Source organism: Pseudomonas sp. MH9.2 (genome assembly GCF_034353875.1).
In the GTDB taxonomy this organism is placed as follows: Bacteria; Pseudomonadota; Gammaproteobacteria; order Pseudomonadales; family Pseudomonadaceae; genus Aquipseudomonas.
Map to the genome: position 1 here is coordinate 1,792,361 of NZ_CP133784.1, position 18,365 is coordinate 1,810,725.

18 protein-coding genes and 3 pseudogenes are annotated in these 18,365 nt (G+C 57.8%); 11 read left to right on the forward strand and 10 right to left on the reverse strand.

Annotation, left to right across the window (positions count from 1 at the left end):
• Positions 1-118: 118 nt before the first annotated feature.
• Together RHM55_RS08360 and RHM55_RS08365 are read left to right on the forward strand one after the other, a co-directional pair.
• Complete coding sequence (locus RHM55_RS08360) at positions 119-1,513, forward strand: class II fumarate hydratase (protein WP_322181030.1); 1,395 nt, start codon at positions 119-121, stop codon at positions 1,511-1,513.
• Positions 1,506-2,120 carry an NAD(P)H-dependent oxidoreductase gene (locus RHM55_RS08365; protein ID WP_322181032.1) on the forward strand — a complete coding sequence of 205 codons (615 nt, stop codon included), beginning with the start codon at positions 1,506-1,508 and terminating at the stop codon, positions 2,118-2,120. Before RHM55_RS08360 ends, RHM55_RS08365 begins: the two co-directional genes overlap by 8 nt.
• A 58-nt stretch (positions 2,121-2,178) precedes the next feature.
• Here RHM55_RS08365 and RHM55_RS08370 read toward each other — a convergent pair whose 3' ends face one another.
• The gene (locus RHM55_RS08370; protein ID WP_322181034.1) at positions 2,179-3,138 is read right to left on the reverse strand and encodes a DMT family transporter; all 960 of its coding nucleotides are present in this window, start codon (positions 3,136-3,138) and stop codon (positions 2,179-2,181) included.
• Between the two features lie 232 nt (positions 3,139-3,370).
• Here RHM55_RS08370 and RHM55_RS08375 point away from each other — a divergent pair, with 232 nt between their 5' ends.
• Entirely contained in the window at positions 3,371-3,574 is a 204-nt protein-coding gene (locus tag RHM55_RS08375) for a DUF6316 family protein (RefSeq protein ID WP_322181036.1), read from the forward strand.
• Positions 3,575-3,585: 11 nt separating this feature from the next.
• Here RHM55_RS08375 and RHM55_RS08380 read toward each other — a convergent pair whose 3' ends face one another.
• Positions 3,586-4,191, reverse strand: coding sequence for a tRNA-uridine aminocarboxypropyltransferase (locus tag RHM55_RS08380; protein ID WP_322181038.1), 606 nt, complete (start codon positions 4,189-4,191; stop codon positions 3,586-3,588).
• A 10-nt stretch (positions 4,192-4,201) separates the two neighbouring features.
• Positions 4,202-5,095, reverse strand: coding sequence for a LysR family transcriptional regulator (locus tag RHM55_RS08385; RefSeq protein ID WP_322181040.1), 894 nt, complete (start codon positions 5,093-5,095; stop codon positions 4,202-4,204).
• Between the two features lie 169 nt (positions 5,096-5,264).
• Here RHM55_RS08385 and speB point away from each other — a divergent pair, with 169 nt between their 5' ends.
• The 5 genes and pseudogenes from speB (at position 5,265) to RHM55_RS08410 (ending at position 9,159) form a co-directional block, all read left to right on the forward strand.
• On the forward strand, positions 5,265-6,215 hold the full coding sequence (speB, locus tag RHM55_RS08390) for an agmatinase (RefSeq protein WP_322181042.1): 951 nt from the start codon (positions 5,265-5,267) through the stop codon (positions 6,213-6,215).
• Positions 6,216-6,224: 9 nt separating this feature from the next.
• Positions 6,225-6,569 (forward strand): annotated as a pseudogene (locus tag RHM55_RS08395) (DUF4440 domain-containing protein).
• A gap of 25 nt (positions 6,570-6,594) precedes the next feature.
• A pseudogene (locus RHM55_RS08400) lies at positions 6,595-7,096 on the forward strand (hypothetical protein); the annotation flags it as partial.
• 147 nt (positions 7,097-7,243) lie between these two features.
• Complete coding sequence (locus tag RHM55_RS08405) at positions 7,244-8,638, forward strand: sodium:solute symporter (RefSeq protein WP_322181045.1); 1,395 nt, start codon at positions 7,244-7,246, stop codon at positions 8,636-8,638.
• A 260-nt stretch (positions 8,639-8,898) separates the two neighbouring features.
• Complete coding sequence (locus tag RHM55_RS08410) at positions 8,899-9,159, forward strand: hypothetical protein (RefSeq protein ID WP_322181047.1); 261 nt, start codon at positions 8,899-8,901, stop codon at positions 9,157-9,159.
• A 128-nt stretch (positions 9,160-9,287) separates the two neighbouring features.
• On the opposite strand, the gene RHM55_RS08415 is transcribed toward RHM55_RS08410, so the two are convergent.
• The 3 genes from RHM55_RS08415 to rmuC all read right to left on the reverse strand — a co-directional run bounded on the left by RHM55_RS08415 (position 9,288) and on the right by rmuC (position 12,080).
• Positions 9,288-9,410, reverse strand: a complete 123-nt coding sequence (locus tag RHM55_RS08415) for a PA1414 family protein (protein WP_306823067.1) — start codon at positions 9,408-9,410, stop codon at positions 9,288-9,290.
• Positions 9,411-9,620: 210 nt separating this feature from the next.
• Entirely contained in the window at positions 9,621-10,544 is a 924-nt protein-coding gene (locus tag RHM55_RS08420; protein ID WP_322181051.1) for a DMT family transporter, read from the reverse strand.
• A gap of 171 nt (positions 10,545-10,715) precedes the next feature.
• Positions 10,716-12,080, reverse strand: coding sequence for a DNA recombination protein RmuC (gene rmuC, locus RHM55_RS08425; RefSeq protein ID WP_322182805.1), 1,365 nt, complete (start codon positions 12,078-12,080; stop codon positions 10,716-10,718).
• A 1,130-nt stretch (positions 12,081-13,210) separates the two neighbouring features.
• On the opposite strand from rmuC, the gene RHM55_RS08430 reads away from it, so the two are divergent.
• The 3 genes from RHM55_RS08430 to RHM55_RS08440 all read left to right on the forward strand — a co-directional run bounded on the left by RHM55_RS08430 (position 13,211) and on the right by RHM55_RS08440 (position 15,702).
• Positions 13,211-13,435: a hypothetical protein gene (locus tag RHM55_RS08430; protein ID WP_322181053.1), complete on the forward strand. Its 225-nt coding sequence runs from the start codon at positions 13,211-13,213 to the stop codon at positions 13,433-13,435.
• A 358-nt stretch (positions 13,436-13,793) separates the two neighbouring features.
• On the forward strand, positions 13,794-14,273 hold the full coding sequence (locus RHM55_RS08435; RefSeq protein WP_322181055.1) for a hypothetical protein: 480 nt from the start codon (positions 13,794-13,796) through the stop codon (positions 14,271-14,273).
• A 148-nt stretch (positions 14,274-14,421) separates the two neighbouring features.
• Entirely contained in the window at positions 14,422-15,702 is a 1,281-nt protein-coding gene (locus RHM55_RS08440) for an OmpP1/FadL family transporter (protein ID WP_322181057.1), read from the forward strand.
• Between the two features lie 110 nt (positions 15,703-15,812).
• On the opposite strand, the pseudogene RHM55_RS08445 reads toward RHM55_RS08440, so the two are convergent.
• The 4 genes and pseudogenes from RHM55_RS08445 to RHM55_RS08460 form a co-directional block, all read right to left on the reverse strand.
• Positions 15,813-16,019, reverse strand: a pseudogene (locus RHM55_RS08445) (glutathione peroxidase); the annotation flags it as partial.
• 5 nt (positions 16,020-16,024) lie between these two features.
• Positions 16,025-16,147 carry a hypothetical protein gene (locus tag RHM55_RS08450; protein WP_322183158.1) on the reverse strand — a complete coding sequence of 41 codons (123 nt, stop codon included), beginning with the start codon at positions 16,145-16,147 and terminating at the stop codon, positions 16,025-16,027.
• Entirely contained in the window at positions 16,144-17,352 is a 1,209-nt protein-coding gene (locus tag RHM55_RS08455; protein ID WP_322181059.1) for an MFS transporter, read from the reverse strand. Before RHM55_RS08455 ends, RHM55_RS08450 begins: the two co-directional genes overlap by 4 nt.
• Positions 17,353-17,627: 275 nt before the next feature.
• A complete protein-coding gene (locus RHM55_RS08460; RefSeq protein WP_322182807.1) occupies positions 17,628-18,365 on the reverse strand; it encodes an adenosylcobinamide-GDP ribazoletransferase in 738 nt (245 codons plus the stop codon).

The following is an 18,365-nucleotide window of genomic DNA, read 5'->3' on the forward strand; positions in this document are numbered from 1 at the left end:
GCCCATGTCTGCTTACGGCTCAACCCCCGACTGGCGAGCGGTTAAAAACGGAGCTTAGGGAACCCAACCCGGTTAACTGAGCCTAAACTTCGCAATCAGACCTTAAGGAGTGAGCCCGATGAGCCGTATCGAGACCGACAGCATTGGCCAGATAGACGTACCTGACGATGCTTACTGGGGGGCACAGACTCAACGCTCACTGATCAATTTCGCGATTGGCAACGAGCGTATGCCGCTGGCCGTGTTGCACGCCCTGGCGCTGATCAAGAAAGCCGCCGCGCGGGTCAACAACCGCAACGGCGACCTGCCTGTCGACATCGCGCGCTTGATCGAACAATCGGCTGACGAGGTACTCAGCGGTCAGTTGGACGAGCAATTCCCCTTGGTGGTCTGGCAGACCGGCAGCGGCACCCAGAGCAATATGAATGTCAACGAGGTGATCGCCGGCCGCGCTAACGAGCTGGCCGGCAAAGGGCGCGGCGGCAAGGCGCCGGTGCACCCCAACGACCATGTGAACCGCTCCCAGAGCTCCAACGATTGTTTCCCGACGGCGATGCACATTGCGGCGGCGCAGGCGGTTCAAGAGCATCTGCTACCCGCGATTGCCGAGTTGTCTGGCGGGCTCGCCGAACAATCGGCGCGACACATGAAGCTGGTCAAAACCGGGCGCACCCACCTGATGGATGCCACACCGATCACCTTCGGCCAGGAGCTCTCGGCGTATGTCGCACAGCTCGATTACGCCACACGGGCAATTCGCAATGCATTGCCTGCCGTGTGTGAACTGGCTCAAGGCGGCACCGCTGTCGGTACTGGCCTGAACTCGCCACACGGGTTCGCCGAAGCGATTGCCGCCGAACTGGCTGCCCTTTCCGGTCTGCCGTTTGTTACTGCGCCGAACAAATTTGCCGCGCTGGCCGGTCATGAGCCGCTGACCACGTTATCGGGCGCCCTGAAAACCCTGGCCGTGACCCTGATGAAAATCGCCAATGACCTGCGCCTGTTAAGTTCTGGACCCCGTGCCGGGCTGGCCGAAGTGAGGCTCCCGGCCAATGAACCCGGCAGTTCGATCATGCCCGGCAAGGTCAACCCGACTCAGTGCGAGGCATTGTCGATGCTGGCCTGTCAGGTGCTGGGCAATGACGTAGCCATCGGCTTCGCGGCCAGTCAGGGCCATCTACAATTGAACGTGTTCAAGCCGGTGATCATCCACAACCTGCTGCAATCGATTCGTCTGCTGGGTGATGGTTGCAGCAATTTCCAACAGCATTGCGTTGCCGGCATGGAACCAGATGCCACGAAAATGGCGGAACACCTGGAGCGCGGTTTGATGCTGGTAACAGCACTGAACCCCCATATCGGCTACGACAAATCGGCGCAGATCGCCAAGAAAGCCTACAGCGAGGGACTGACCTTGCGCGAAGCGGCCCTGGCATTGGGTTATCTGACCGAAGAACAGTTCGACGCCTGGGTGCGTCCGGAAAATATGCTGGAGGCAGGCAGCAATGGGTGATCCGAAAAGCGGCGCCACTCCACTGGAAGGGGACGGCAAACGCATCCTGATGATTTTTGGTACGCCGAAAACCATCAGCCTCTGCCACGCATTGGGCGAAGCATATGCCCGAGGCGCACGCAGCGAGGGGCATGTGGTGCGGATGCTCAAATTGGGTGAGTTGGAGTTCGATCCGGTGCTGCGTTATGGCTATGAACAGAGCCAAACCCTGGAGCCAGATCTGCTGGAGGCTCAACGACAGATTCATTGGGCCCAACACGTGGTGTTTGTTTACCCCATCTGGTGGGGTGGCCTACCAGCGTTGCTCAGCGGTTTTTTCGACCGGGTATTTTTACCCGGATTTGCGTTCAAGGCCCATGGTCGCAAACACCCTTCGAACGAGCTGCTCAGGGGGCGCACCTCCGAGATATTGGTGACCATGGACACCCCGCCGCGCTACTTTCGCTGGGTCTATGGCGCCCCGGCGCACCGGCAGTTGGTGCGTACGATTCTGGATTTTTGCGGGATCAAAAACCAACGCTTGAAAGAGTTCGGCCCGGTGCACAGCTCGTCTGAAGAGCAACGACAGAAGTGGTTGCGAGAAGCTGAACAGTTGGGCCGGGTTTAGGAGGCGGCTTTTTCGGGAAGCCTTCACGAAAGGACCAACACGCCCCACCTGATACCGATCAAACCCCGGCTATCCTGGCCCGCCGTGCCCGCAAGCCCGCCATCAACGACGGACCGAGGGCCGTGAGGGCTGAGCCGAGCACCACCAACACCGCACCGCTGTAGCCCAACCCATTGATGTCTTCGGCCTGGACATAATCAGGCCATAACCAGGCGGCGGTCGCCACGGAAGCAAAGGTCACCAACGGCGTAATCGCCAACGTCGCACTCACCCGAGACGCTTCCCAATGGGCCAGCGCTTCGGCGAAAGCACCATACGCCACCAGCGTGTTCAGGCAGCAGGCCAGCAATAACCAACCTTGCAACGGACTCAGCTGTAACGCCTCCATCGGATGCGCCCACGGCGTCACCAACAGTGCGCAGAACAGGTAAATCACCATCATCACTTGCAGTGAGTTCCACACCGTCAACAATTGCTTCTGGCTCAAGCCATAAAACGCCCAGACAGCCGACGCCAGCAGCACCGTGAGAATCCCGGCCGTGTAGTCGCCCAACGAGGTCAGCAACTCGATCAGCCGCTGGTTGAAGAACAGGCCAAAGCCGATCAGCAGGACCAGTAAGCCTACCCCCTGCCCCAGACTGAAACGCTCCTTGAACAGGAAAATACTGCTGATCAGCAGCAGGACCGGCCCCATCTGGATCACCAGCTGTGTGGTGCCGGGACTGAGCATTTTAAGGCCGATCAAATACAGCACGTAGTTGCCCACCAACCCGCACACCGCAAGCGCCACGAGCCCTTTGCCCTTTCGCCCCAGCACGTTGAAACTTGGCAGGCGCCCCACCGATGCCAGCCAGATAAACAGCAGCGAGCCGGAAACCAGTAGCCGAAACCAGGTCACCGTGACCGGATCCATCACTTGCAATACTTGCTTGAGCTTGACCGGCAGGATGCCCCACAGCACCGCGGTCACCAACGCCAGTGACAGGCCGTACAACCAGCGTCCAGAAGAGACATGCATCGCAGATAATCCTATAAACGAGCCGTGAAAAGGCAGTACAGCAGAGCCGCTATTCTAGACGCGGTTTGGCCTGCGACACAGGGACAGTTGCGCGCAGAGATTTCCGGAAAGTGTGTTAATTGATGGCCGCCGGCCACTTATCCGATGTATTCCTGCCCGCTATTGGCAAGATTTAAACTAGGCTTTGTCCGCCACCACAGCTGTCCACTACGTCCAATCCCAGGAAACGACCATGTTCGGAAAGCGCGCACAAGATCCAAACCCGACCGTCCACTACCGCTGTGATCGTGTTTCGCTGGTCAATGGGCAGTACTTTTTCAGCACCCGGGAAAACACCCTGGAAGGCCCATTCCCAAGCCGCACCGATGCGGAGCGTGAAACCGATGCCTATATCCAGCGAATGCAGCGGATCAAGGCAGAGCACAGTCCTCACTGAACGGCTGATGCTCAAAGATGGTTGCGCTGATAGGTGTCCTCGCCCATCGCTGCAATTTGCCCGTCGATCAGGGCCTCGAAAGGCCGCAATAGCGCGTCGAACGTTTTTGGCGCCTCCAACGTCTGCAATGCCTGGACAATGGCTTCTACTGTCGACAACGCACCCGGCCCCGGCGCTTTACGCAGTCGATAGCGTGAAGGCACGGTTTGCGCCAGGGTCACCCGGGGCAAGGCCGCCAGCAGTGGATTGAGGTGCAGTAACTTGCGCGCCTTGCGCCAGGTGCCGTCCGGTACGACCAACAACATCGACATACTTCCCGTCTCACCGCCTTCGCTCCGGTAAGCCTCCAACGGCTGCGCATCGTCGGCGGGGAACAGCAGCCTTGCCTGATAACCGGGCGGGTTCAGTAGTGCAGGCAAGTCATCGAATACTTCCCCCACAATCAATTCGGCATTGTTCAGCCCAAGCGCCGCCAGCCGTGCGGTGTTCAGGGCGTGATTGACTTCGCTCGGGTGCTGCAAAATCAGCACCCGGGTGCGACTGTCGAGTTGCGGGATCAGCGCGCACAGGCAATGAGTTTCAGGTCGCAGGCAGCGGGCGCATTGGGCGCGGGACATGGTGTTCTCCTCAGCTCTGATTGAGCTGTGCCTTGAGCAAGTCGCGGAAAGTCTGGATCAACGGTTCGCGACTGCGCCCACGGCGCACGATCATCGAGAACGGCGCCTGGTAGCCGAACGTCGCTGGCAACAAGACCCGCAGATGACCGGAGTCTGCCCAGGCTTGCGCGTAATGCTCCGGCAGGTAGCCAATATAGGCGCCGGACAGCACCAGAATCAGCTGTGCTTCCATACTTTCCACGGTCGCGGCGCTGTGCTTGAAACCATGCCGCGCCAGCTCGGCCTGGCTCCAATAACCACGCCCGACCATGCGCTGCTGAGTGATGACTTGCTCGGGGATGCGCCGCTCGGTAAACAATGGGTGGCGATTGCTGCAATACAGCCAGTGTTGCTCGCGGTACAACGGCTGATAGACCAGCCCACTCATGCGCGTGGAGAAGGCGCCAATGGCCAGATCGAGGCGATTGTCCTGCACGCCGAGCTGCAATTCGTAGGGACTCATCACTGACAAGTGCAGATGCACCGCCGGATACTCATGACTGTAGGCGCCAATGGCTTCGGCGAACGGCAGTGCGCGATCACTGACGGTGGAGTCGATTACCCCGAGGTTGAGCGTGCCACGCAGTTCGCCTTTGAGGGCGGCGGCGTATTGCTCGAAATCCTCCAACTCGCCGAGCAGACGCAGGGTCTCCTGATGGAACAGCTCGCCCTTGCTGGTCAAGCTGAAACCGCCCCGCCCACGATGGCACAACACCAGCCCCAAGGCCGCTTCGAGCTGACTCATGTAGGTGCTGATGGCCGAGGTCGACAAGTTGAGTTCCTGCTGAGCGCTGGCAAAACCCTGATGCCGCACCACGCTGACGAAGATGCGTAACAGTTTCAGGTCGGGTAACGCGTTGGCCATGAGGGTTCCGGGTGATTAGCAGGAAGACACATATCCCCCTGTAGGAGCTATGTCACAGTTTAAGCGATAGTTTAGAAAACTCTGAACTAAGTATTTTGCCTCAGCGATTCTTTCAATCCTTTGTACTTTGCAAAATCCGCCTAAATCACAACAACGATGAGGCAATCCCGTGGAAAAGATTTTTCACCAACCACTGGGCGGCAACGAAATGCCGCGCTTCGCCGGCATCGCCACCATGATGCGTCTACCCCACCTGCAATCGGCTGCTGGCCTGGATGCGGCCTTTGTTGGCGTCCCGCTGGACATTGGCACGTCACTACGCCCTGGCACCCGTTTCGGGCCGCGTGAGATTCGCGCCGAGTCGGTCATGATTCGTCCGTACAACATGGCCACCGGCGCTGCGCCTTTTGATTCCCTGTCCGTGGCCGATATCGGCGACGTGGCGATCAACACCTTTAACCTGCTGGACGCTGTGCGCATCATCGAAGAGTCCTACGACAAGATTCTCGAACACGATGTCATCCCTCTGACACTGGGCGGTGACCACACCATCACCCTGCCAATCCTGCGCGCCATCCATAAAAAACACGGCAAGGTTGGCCTGGTGCACATCGACGCCCACGCTGACGTCAACGATCACATGTTTGGCGAGAAAATCGCCCATGGCACAACCTTCCGCCGCGCAGTAGAAGAAGGCCTGCTCGATTGTGATCGTGTGGTGCAAATTGGTCTGCGCGCTCAGGGTTATACCGCAGAAGACTTCAACTGGAGCCGCAAACAGGGCTTCCGTGTGGTTCAGGCCGAAGAATGCTGGCACAAATCCCTCGCCCAACTGATGACTGAAGTCCGTGAAAAAGTCGGCGGCGGTCCGGTGTACCTGAGCTTCGATATCGACGGTATCGATCCCGCGTGGGCACCCGGCACCGGCACCCCTGAAATCGGCGGCCTGACGACTATCCAGGCAATTGAAATCATCCGTGGCTGCCAGGGCCTCGACCTGATCGGTTGCGATCTGGTAGAAATCTCGCCACCTTACGACACCACCGGCAATACCTCGCTACTGGGCGCTAACTTGCTGTACGAAATGCTCTGCGTACTCCCCGGCGTTGTGCACCGCTGAGGGATGACCATGAGCGACCGCGATGATGTCCTGCAAGCCGCCGCCGACCTGGTGACGGCGTTTGTAAACAATGATCGCAGCCTATCAGGCGTTGTGGGACAGCTGGCGGCTGGAGGGATTTGAAGTACTCCGCTGCGTTTCCAGTAATGCTCACGTCATTCTGCAAGGCGACGTCGCGATTTTTATCCATGACGTTGCCACCGAGCTGCGCATGCAAGGGGAGCAAAGCCTTAGCCAAGAGCGCGAAACCATTGTGTTCCGCCGACAACACGCCACTTAAAAACAACAAGAAGGCCGCTGGCTGGCCTGCCACGAACATTTGTCCGCACTCCCTTAAGGCTGCCACCCCCTTAGCCCAATGAAATGATCGGAGCAGATCATGAATAACAACAAAAACGACCAAAGCATCAACAGCATCGAGACGTTCGGGGTTGAACAGATCCCCGATCACGCACGTACCGCAACCCCCCGCGACCTGTTCCAGATGATTTTTGGTGGGTCCAATACCTTCTGGTTTGTTCACGATTCTAGTGCTGACCGTGTGCATCTATGGCTTCCGCTTCCTGCTGTGGGTCAACAAGATCGCCGTGTGGAGCGCCAGCCTGTTATTCCTGCTCGGCATCTTCGCCTTCGCCGGTCCATTCGACATCAACTTTGCCGGCAGCGTCAGCCTCGGCAAAGAAGGCTTCTGGGCAGCCTTTATCGGCTCTGCATTGGTGGCCATGAGCAACCCGATTTCCTTTGGCGCGTTCCTCGGCGACTGGTCGCGTTACATACCCCGCGACACGTCGAAAACCAGAATAATGCTGGCCGTGATCATCGCTCAGGCTGCCACGCTGATTCCATTTCTGTTTGGCCTGGCATCGGCGACCCACGCCGCCAAGACAACAAAGCCGCTGATACCGCCACACTGCGACAAACCGTCTGATCCATCAACGCTCGCGGCGAGCCTGCCTGTGTGACCCTGCCCGCCGCGACGCCGCGTCAGATTTGCGCTTCAACATAAAAAAAATAATAGGAAACCCTCCATGGCTTTAGATATTTTCGTCGTCCTCATTTATGCCGCTGGCATGCTGGTGCTCGGCTGGTACGGCATGCGCAAAGCGAAAACCCACGAAGACTACCTGGTCGCCGGGCGTAATCTGGGCCCAACCTTATACATGGGCACCATGGCGGCCACCGTCCTCGGCGGCGCGTCCACCGTCGGCACTGTACGGCTGGGATATGTGCACGGGATTTCCGGTTTCTGGCTGTGCGCGGCCTTGGGCCTGGGGATCATCGCGCTGAACCTGTTCCTCGCCAAACCGCTGCTCAAACTGCGAATTTTCACTGTTACTCAAGTGCTGGAAAAGCGCTATAACCCGATGGCCCGTCAGGCCAGCGCGGTGATCATGCTGGTGTATGCACTGATGATCGGCGTGACCTCAATCCTCGCCATCGGCACCGTGATGCAAGTGCTGTTCGGTTTACCGTTCTGGGTATCGGTATTACTCGGCGGCGGTGTCGTGGTGGTGTACTCGGCGATTGGCGGCATGTGGTCGTTGACCCTGACCGACATCGTTCAGTTCGTGATCAAGACCGTTGGCCTGATGTTCATCCTGTTGCCGATCTGCCTGTACCGCGTTGGCGGCTGGGATCAACTGGTCGCCAAGCTGCCAGCATCGAGCTTCAGCTGGACCACCATCGGCTGGGACACCATCATCACGTACTTCCTGATCTACTTCTTCGGCATCCTGATCGGCCAGGACATCTGGCAGCGTGTGTTCACCGCACGCACTGACAAGATCGCCAAGTACGCGGGCTCCATCGCCGGGGTTTACTGCATTTTTTACGGTCTGGCCTGCGCCCTGATTGGCATGGCCGCTCATGTATTGCTGCCGGACCTGGACAACGTCAACAACGCCTTCGCCGCCATCGTTAAAGTCTCGTTGCCCGACGGTCTGCGTGGCCTGGTCATCGCCGCAGCCCTGGCCGCCATGATGTCCACCGCCAGCGCCGGTTTACTCGCAGCATCGACGACCCTGACCGAAGACCTGCTGCCACGCCTGCGCGGCGGCAAACAGTCGAGCCTGGGCATCAACCGCCTGTTTACCCTGCTCACCGGCCTTGTGGTACTCGCCATCGCGCTGGTCGTGAACGATGTTATCAGCGCCCTGACCCTGGCCTATAACCTGCTGGTAGGCGGCATGCTGATTCCATTGATCGGCGCAATCTACTGGAAGCGGGCAACCACCTCGGGGGCGATCACCAGCATGGCACTGGGCTTCCTGACCGCGCTGGCGCTCATGCTCAAGGACGGTTTCGACGCCAACACGCCGATCTACTACAGCCTGTCGGTCGGTTTGATCAGCTTCGTGGTGGTCAGCCTGTTGTCACCCCGGCCCGTGACCATGGCTAATACGGTCAAGCCCCGCGCGGCGTGAATCCGGATTACCTTGAGCGGGTGGACCGATCCGCGCGGTGCACCGCGGCCACTTCCCAAGCTTTTCAGGGGCGCGCCTGCGGGAGTTGATCGACCTGTGGATGCACGAGCACGCGGCCCGGTAAATCCTTGCACCTGATACAACGCGGATTGAGCTAGCCTGATGGAGTAGTGGTCTACCCAAGCGATGGACCGCGCACGATCCCCTGGTTTCGGCAGTACCGGGTTAACTCTCTGGACATCGCAGAAACAGGGGCTTTCATGGAGCGGCCAGACATTCAGCAACGCGTCTACAACACCTTGGGTGTCATGCTGATCGATAAATCCGAGATACGCGAAAACGCAACGCTCAGAGACTTGGCGCTGGACGATCTCGAGGTAGAGGATTTACTCGATCAGCTGGAATTTGATTTCGACATCATCTTCCCGGCCCGCATCAAAGACCGAATCTACAAAGTACCGGAGCATCTGACCCTGCAAATCCTGGTCGACGTGATTTTGGTGCTAAGCACAAACGATTGAAATCAAAAGGATTTTTGCGAGAGATTTTAACGTAAGGGCCTGGTTCTGCGATTGATTTAATCAACAGCGAAACCGGGCCTTTTTAATGCCTGCAGATGAAGCACTGTGACAATGAAACCGTCGATCACTTACCGACGCGGGCGCCGCCGTTCATCATCAGTGCGGATAGGAATGGGCTGGAGTTTTGGCCGTTCGATCAGGCCCAGGGCAACTCCGAGGTCATGGAGCCATTCTTGCAATTTACTGTTCATCACGCCCCCCTTCAGGGAAATACTCAACGACTGACATCCGCTAGCCGCGTCTTATTCATCATAGTTCCGGGACCTACTTTACGCCTGCTACAGAGTATCGCGGAAAAGAATTTGTGACATATAACCTCATTTTACGCAGTGCTCGCCGTTTCGCAGTTCAAGGCGTCTGTCGCAGAGAGGTAAGCCCGGTCTTTCTGATCACCTGGTCAATCAGGCCCAGGGCTTAAACCGGCGGCGTATCCACTGCTCGCCGCTGACCAGCGTAATCCCCAACAGCACCAACACTGCTCCGATCACGAAGTTGAAGCTCAGCGGTTCATTAAGCAGCAGCACGCCGAAGGTCACGCCAAACAGGGGTGTCATGAATGAGAACACCGCCAGATTTGACGCCAGGTAACGGCGCAGCAGCCAGAACCAGATCAAATAGCTGAAGAAGGAAACAACCAGCGCCTGAAACAGCACGCTGGCGACTGCGACAGGCGTCAGGGTCACATGACTGACCTGCCCATTGCTGACGGCAATCAGCAGCAAGGCGACAAAGCCGACCATCAGTTGATAGAACAAGGTCAGCGTCACCGGTGCTTCAGACAGCCGCGACGCCCGCACCACCACCGTGGTTGCGCCCCACGCCATGCCCGCAAGAACACCCAGCGCGTCGCCGATCAGCATATTGCGGTCCATGCCACTCAATGACAGGCCGCCAACAAAGGCCGTGGTGATACCTGCGAACGCGAGAAAAATGCCCATCCATTGCAAGGTGCGCAAGCGTTCGCTGGGCAGCAACCAGTGCAGGCCCAACGCAGTGAATACCGGAGCGGTATAAAGAAACACCGACATGTGCGCCGCCGAGGTCAATTGCAGGCCCTCGGAGATAAACAGAAACTCCAGTGCAAACAAGGCACCGGCGAGTAGACCGCCGCGCCAGGTACTGCTCATGTGCCGCAGACCACCGCGCCAGACCATAAGAATGCCCACCAGCAGCGCGGCAATACCCGAGCGGCCAGCAGCCTGCATGATGGGCGCGATATCCGGCGCAGCCCACTTGATAATCACTTGTTGCACGCCCCAGATCAGACAGAGGCCCAGCATGACTTGCAGGGCAAAAGCATCGGCACTTTTACGCGGCACACTCATGATTGAAGGTGATACAAGCTGAACATGGCAGATCCAGATAGGCAAAATGTTATGGATTATTGATCAGTCGGTCGGAAAATGTATGGGCAAAAGCGACATCAGTTTATTTAAAAGGATCGATTACGACGGAGGAGATTGTCTTCGCGCACTGGCTGTCACTCTCTCCCAGGATCATTCAGGCAACTGCACCACCCCATCATCATCGGTCATGGCCCTTTCAAGCAGGTCCGCTGGCAGGTTTTTACTGGCGCGGGCGCCCAGTAGTTTCAGTTGCTCGCTGCGGCTGACCAGATTGCCGCGCCCTTCGGTGAGTTTGTTGCGGGCAGCACCGTACGCTTTGTCCAGCTGTTGCAGGCGATTGCCAACTTCGTCCAGGTCCTGGATGAACAGCACAAACTTGTCGTACAACCAACCTGCCCGCTCAGCGATTTCCCGCGCATTCTGGCTCTGACGTTCCTGCTTCCACAGGCTATCGATCACGCGCAAGGTGGCAAGCAAGGTGGTCGGGCTGACGATCACGATGTTGCGATCGAACGCCTCTTGAAACAGGTTTGGCTCCGCCTGCAACGCGGCGGAAAAAGCCGCTTCGATGGGCACGAATAGCAACACGAAGTCCAGGCTGTGCAGGCCTTCGAGTCGTTTGTAATCCTTGCCCGACAGGCCTTTGACATGGTTGCGCAAGGACAGCACATGCTGCTTCAACGCGGCTTGACCAATCACCTCGTCATCGGCGCTGACGTACTGTTGGTAAGCGGTGAGACTGACCTTGGCATCGACTACCACTTGCTTGTCGCCGGGCAACATAATCAGCACATCCGGCTGAAAGCGCTCGCCATCCGGGCCTTTGAGACTGACTTGCGTCTGGTACTCACGCCCTTTTTCCAGCCCTGCATGCTCAAGCACCCGCTCAAGAATCAATTCCCCCCAATTACCCTGGGTCTTCTGGCCCTTGAGTGCGCGCGTCAGGTTGGTGGCTTCATCGCTCAAGCGTTGATTGAGCTGCTGCAGGCGCTCCAGCTCTTTGCCCAACGAAAAACGCTCGCGAGCTTCTTGCTGATAGCTTTCTTCGACACGTTTTTCGAAGGACTGAATCCGCTCTTTCAGCGGGTTGAGCAATTGCCCCAGTTGCTGTTGGCTGGTTTCGGCGAAGCGCTGTTCGCGCTCATCGAAGATTTTCCCGGCCAGCTCGGCGAACTGCGCACGCAATTCATCACGCGACCCTTGCAGGTCGCTCAGACGCTGTTGATGGCTTTCCTGCTGCTCGCGCAATTCGGCGCCCAGCGACGCGCAGCATGCGTCAAGACGGCGCAGTTCGGCTTCTTTGCCGGCACGCTCCAGGCTCCAGCCTTGAGCGGCTTCATGGGCGTTATCGCGCTCCTGACGCAGCAACTCGACTTCCCGGCGCACCGCCGCAAGGTCAGCCTGTTTGGCCGCATTGGCGTGGCTCAGGTCACTGATTTCATCACGGCTGGCGTCGAGCTGGGCGCCAAGACCATCTTGAGCCAACAGCGCAGTACTCAGACGCTCGTCGAGCAACGCCGCGTCGGCCTGCTGCCGTGCCAGCCGTCGCTGCAGCTGCCAAGCCAAGGCCAACAACGGCAATGCCGCGCCAGCAAGGCCAAGCAGGAGGCTGGTCAGGTCCAATGCCATAAAAACTCCGGGGGTTATAACGTCTATGCACTGAGGGGTATCGTGCCGGGCATTATGCTTAGAACAGACCGCCACGGCGACAGTCGGTATCCTCATCCGAACCTGTTAATTCCAAAAAGAAATAGCAAACACCGCTGATAAACGATCCTCTTCATGGAGGATTTTGTGAATTCCCCTACGCCAACCATGGCACCCGCGGACTAGAGCAAGCGCTTGGGACAATCCACAGAAGCTGTGGATAACTCAGTGGACAACCCACCGTGAACCTTCGCAAACGCCTATAGAACGTGGCCTGCGTTCAAACTGACGCTTTTTTCACCAATGAAAAAAAACGATGTTTTTCATTGACTTAATAATTCACCACAAGAAATCAAGCGCTTGGGATCGGATGTGACAGTGGCATGACAGGTTGTTGCGCCAGTGTGTACAACTCGATCACTGGCAGTTATAACGCGACCCTCGTTTTGACCCAACATCTGCATAGAACTCGGCGGACGACATTGCCCCCTATCTCAGCCTGCCCCACACACCTGCAATTAATTTTATTAGCTGGCTTCCAATCCAGGACTCGATCCGCTATCATCGCGGCAGTTAGTACCAAGCTGAAAGTCAATTCTGGTCGAAACAGTCCCCCGGCAAACGCTTTTCCAATGTGAAAGTGTTGCCGACCACACGGGATCGACCACCTAGATGGTTTCCAGGCATGAACTCGACACACGGCCTTCCTCAATGACGGGAAGGGTGTAGCGCAGCTCTCATGCTCTGACTCAACCAACCTGCAGATTGATCAGGAACTTCACCCCGGGCCTCGAACCTTTGCCCTTGTTGTGTTGCCTGCCCTCCTAAGTACCTACCAGTCAGCCCAAGCGCCATACGATAAAGCGCGCTTCAAACTGTCTGCTTTGTTCCAGTCAGGTTCTTCGCCCCGCCGTGCCTTGCACTGGCCCGCGGTTTACTGGAACGTTTTTATTTTGCACGGTCTTATACCGTGTCGCTTGTAGGAAACACCCATAACCATGACTACTCATATCCAGACTCAGGATGCCATTCGCACCCTAACCAGCGCATTTGCTCCAATGAATTGCCTGATCATGGCCGCTCGCAAAGGCTGCTTCAGCTTCACCATCGTCAACGAACACGGCATCGCTCGTCACAGCGAACGTCTGTACCCCGATCAGTATTCCAGCGCCGAGCCGCTGCAAGCCGTGATCGAGCGTACACGCCAGGCACTGGTTGCCTGACGGAATGCCAGCCGCTGGCTGAATCGCCCCATCAAAAAACCTCGCCTTTCAAGCGAGGTTTTTTATTGCCTGTGATTTACCCAGCGCCTGGACTGGCGGTTTCCAAGCCTGCTTTCCGCCTGGATTTTTGATCCTTTATCACCCGAGCAATAAGCATGAGCTAAGCACAAAGGGATATATACGCCATAAGCCGCCGGCACAAATATTTTAAAAACAGCCCTTTACGCCCGAAATATGACACTACACTTCAACTCAAGCGGCCCTGGCTGCTTCCGGCGAGCCTGATCCGATTCACCGCTGCCACGCGCCACGGCCTCGCCGGCTCTAATTGCTTTACAAGGGATGTCACGAGGGCTTTATGGGAATCGCCGCCAGTGAACTGTGTCGATATGTGATCCGCCCCACGCTGATCTATCTTGGACGTTATTGCTCTACTGCCGAATCCTTGCTGCTCGGGGTCGCCGCCAGCCAATCGGCACTCGGCGAGGCACTGGACAGCCGGCGCGCTCATGGGCTGTACCGCATCACCGAAGTTCGTCACCAACATCTCTGGGATGACTACCTGGCACTGGACCCGGAACGAGCCAGTCTCGTTCGAGGCCTTGCAAGTCAGCATGCATTTCTCAAGGGACCGCACCTGGAACTGACCGTTAATCTGCGTTATGCCACCGCCATCGCCTGGCTGTTGATCGAAGCACAAGGTAAACCCTTGCCCGCTGAAAACGACGTGCTGGCCATGGCAAGAATTTGGCGTCAAACCTTCCAGCCACAGGGTCGTTTACGCGATTTCACTGCGGCCTGGCACTCCTGCGTAGCCCCTCTTCATCACGTTGCCTGAGTTTTTTCTCCAGCTGCAAGATCGCTGCAGATCGACGCACTTGGACAAATTGTCCTACAAGAAGGCTCTATCTCGGGCCATCTAGGCTATGGCGCTTAGACGAAAATGTTGGTAATTTCCGACCCGTGATCAACACGGAGTTCTAATAATGAAAAAAGTAATGCTCAAGACCACACTTAGCCTCGCCATCGGCATGGTATCCACTCAAGTTTTTGCCTCAGGCTTCGCGGTCAACGAGCAGAGCGTCAGCGGCATGGGCACGGGTTTCGCCGGTCGCTCTTCTTCTGCCGAAGACGCCAGCACTGTGTTCGGTAACCCGGCCGGTATGTCGCGCATCAAGCGTGAACAGGTCAGCCTGGGCGCTGTAGCTCTCGACGCAAAAACCGATATCCATGACGGTGTCGGCCGTCCATTCGGCGGCAGCAATGATGGCGATATGGTTCCACTGATCGCCGTACCCATGGGTTACTACGTAAAGCCTATTGATGATCACTGGACCTTTGGTGTCGGCATTTACGCCCCCTTCGGCCTGGTCACCCAGTATGAACATGGCTTCGCCGGTCGCTACTACGGTAAGAAAAGTGACGTAAAAGTCGTTACTTTGCAGCCTACTGTCAGCTATGCGTTCAATGACAAAATCTCCATCGGTTTTGGTCCGACCATCAACCGCATCGACGGCGAATTGACCTCGGCCACCCCGACAGTCACCCGTGCAGGCGTAGGCCCTGACGGCCAAGTCAGGATCAAGGGCAACGACACCGCCCTTGGTTACAACATCGGTATCCTCGCTCAAGTCACTGACCGCACCCGTGTAGGCCTGACCTACCACTCAGTGGTCGACTTCAAACTTGAAGGCCATACTGAGATTGATGGCGCAGGCTTTGGCCCGTACAGCGGCAGCAAGTACGACGCTTCACTCAGCCTCAAGACACCTGAGTCCACGGACTTTTCGGTCACTCACGAATTGAACGACGACTGGACCCTCTACGCAGGTACCACCTACACCCGCTGGAGCCGTTTGCAAAACATCACCGTGAAGAACAGCGGAGTCGCAGCGGCGTTGGGTGGCAGCGCAGGCCCGATCGGCACGATCACCGAGGAGCAGAACTGGCACGACACCTGGGCGCACGCCATCGGTGCCGCGTACAAGCTCAACAAGCAGTGGACCCTGCGCACCGGCTTCTCGGTTGACCAGTCGCCCACCAACAACACCGACCGCTCCCCGCGCATCCCGACGGGTGACCGCAGGGCCATCAGCTTCGGTGCCGGTTATAGCCCGACAGACGATTTGACCATCGACGTGGCTTACTCCTACCTCAAGGAAGAAGACACCACCGTCAATCTGTCTAGCCCGACCAAGGGTACCTATAGCTCCACCTACAACAACAGCGCCCACGGTTTCGGTACGTCTGTGACTTACCGCTTCTAATGAGCCCGTTCGCGACGAGCTGAAAGGCTCGTCAGCCGAATACGAAAAAGCCCTGCAGTTCAATAATGGATGCAGGGCTTTTTCATGGTTGCAGCTTAAGGCTCAGACCATCAGGGTTTGGACGCAATGGCTTTCTCGACAGCCGCAACGAAAGCGGCATCATCGGGTTTGGTCAGGCTGGAAAAATGGGCGATTACGTGGCCTTGACGGTCAATCACGTACTTATAGAAATTCCAGCGCGGCTCGCTGCTCTGCTCGGCCAGCACCTTGAACAGGTGGGTGGCATTCGGGCCTTTGACCTGTTGTGGCTCGATCATGATGCCTAGCAGGTACTCATGCCCAATTGCAGCGCACCCAGACCAACGTGCTGCCAGCCCCACCACACCAGCGCCAGCAGCAAAAACCCGAGGGTTATGCCGCCGAGCCAAGGCCAGACGCTGTTCACAGCACCACGCCCTGAACCTGCAACCGCGCCACCGGCCGCTCGCGCACCGGCCAGTTCAGGGCAGCAGCCAGCAGGCTGAGCAGGATCGACACGTGCCAGATCAAATCGTAATTCCCCGTGCGGTCATACACCACGCCACCCAACCAGCCACCGAGGAAGGCACCCAATTGGTGGAACAAGAAGACGATACCACCGAGCATCGACAGGTTGCGCACCCCGAACAGAGTGGCGACCGTACCGTTGGTTAGAGGCACGGTGGAGAGCCACAGCAGGCCCATGGCGACGCCAAACAGGTAGGCCGTGGTCTCACTCAGCGGCACCCACAGGAACAAGGCAATCACCACAGCGCGAATCAGGTACAGGCTGGTCAGCAAGCGTGGTTTGGACATACGCCCGCCCAGCCAACCGGCCGTGTAAGTACCGAAGATATTGAACAGACCAATCAGGGCCAACACCGTGGTGCCGACTTTGACGGGCAGGTGTTGATCGACCAGATACGCAGGTAAATGCACACCGATGAAAACCACCTGAAAACCACAGACGAAAAAACCCAGGGCCAAGAGCCGGAAACCCGAGTGGGTACAGGCTTCATGCAGGGCTTCACGCAGGGTTTGTTCGCCTCCAGTGAGTGGCGTCGGCACATCTTTGATCATTGCAACCAGCGGCAGAATCATCGCTACCAGCACGCTCAGCACCAGCAATGCCCCCGACCAGCCAAGCCAGCCAATCAGGCCGAGGGAGCCGGGTAACATGGCGAATTGACCGAATGAACCGGCCGCACTGGCGATGCCCATGCCCATGCTGCGTTTCTCGGGTGGCAGCGCTCGACCGACCACGCCCAGAATCACCGAAAATGAGGTGCCGGACAAACCGATACCGATCAACACACCGGCGCTCAGGGATAGGGACAACGGCGAATCGGCCATGCCCATGCATGCCAGGCCCACGGCATAAAGAATCCCGCCGACAAACACCACTTTCGCCGCACCGAAGCGATCCGCCAGTGCGCCTGCGAACGGCTGGGCCAGGCCCCAAATCAGGTTCTGGAATGCAATCGCAAAGGCAAATACCTCACGCCCCCAACCGAACTGAGCACTCATGGGCGCCAGAAACAAACCGAAGCCATGCCGCACACCCAGGGACAACGCGAGGATCAACGCACTCCCCAGCAAAATCCAACCACTGGTACGCCAGACCGATGTCATTCTTATTCTCCGGCTCGCTCATCAAGCCCTGCAAAGTAGGCGTATTAGGCCCGTAATCCAACCGACGAAAACTACGCTTCACGCACAACGACTGTCAATGCATCAGACAGAGAGGGAGATGTGACTGGCGAGACGCCTTCGCAGCGGGACGCGTAGTTTTGCTTGCGAATAAGCCCGGCACAGGCTTCAGGCGGGGCTGGGCTGGGTCTCCCACAGAGAATGCGATCAACCACACAATTTGAGCTGAGACAGGAACACTGTGGAATCAGGCTTGCCTAGGCATAAACCAGCGCCAACACCACCAGCACTGCCACTTCCAGCAATTCCAGGAGCGCGCCGGCGGTGTCGCCGGTGGTGCCGCCGAGTCGGCGTAGCATCAGGTGGCGTAGCCAGAAGAAACAGACACACGCCACCAACAGGGCAATCAGACCGCTCACTCCCGCCACGAGCACGCACCCCACGGCGCTCAACAGCAAAACCTGCTGGCCCAGTGTGCGTGGCAGGTGATCGGCCAGTGCTTGTCCCAACCCACCCGCCCGTACATACGGTGTGCCCAGAAACAAGGCGAGCATGGCGCTGCGCCCGATCAATGGGGCCAGCAATAAGGCCACGCTCTGCCGGTGTTCGATCACTGCCAGCAGGGCACAGAATTTGAGCAGAAGCACCAGCACCAGGGTAACGACCGCGATCGGTCCACTGCGCGGGTCTTTCATGATGCTCAGGGTGCGTTCGCGGTCACCAAAGCCACCGAGCCACGCATCAGCGCTGTCGGCCAATCCGTCCAGGTGCAGGCCGCCGCTGAGCACTACCCAGGCGGTCAGCAGCAAGGCCGCATGCAACATCGACGGCGTACCGCTCAACAGCGCATTGAGGCCCATCAGCACCAGCCCGAACAGCAGCCCCACCAACGGATAAAACAACAACGACCGCCCTAACGCTTGCGGCTCCGGCATGCCCGGCAGGCGAATGGGCAGGCTGCTGAGAAACTGCAGGGCAATCCAGAAGGGCGACAG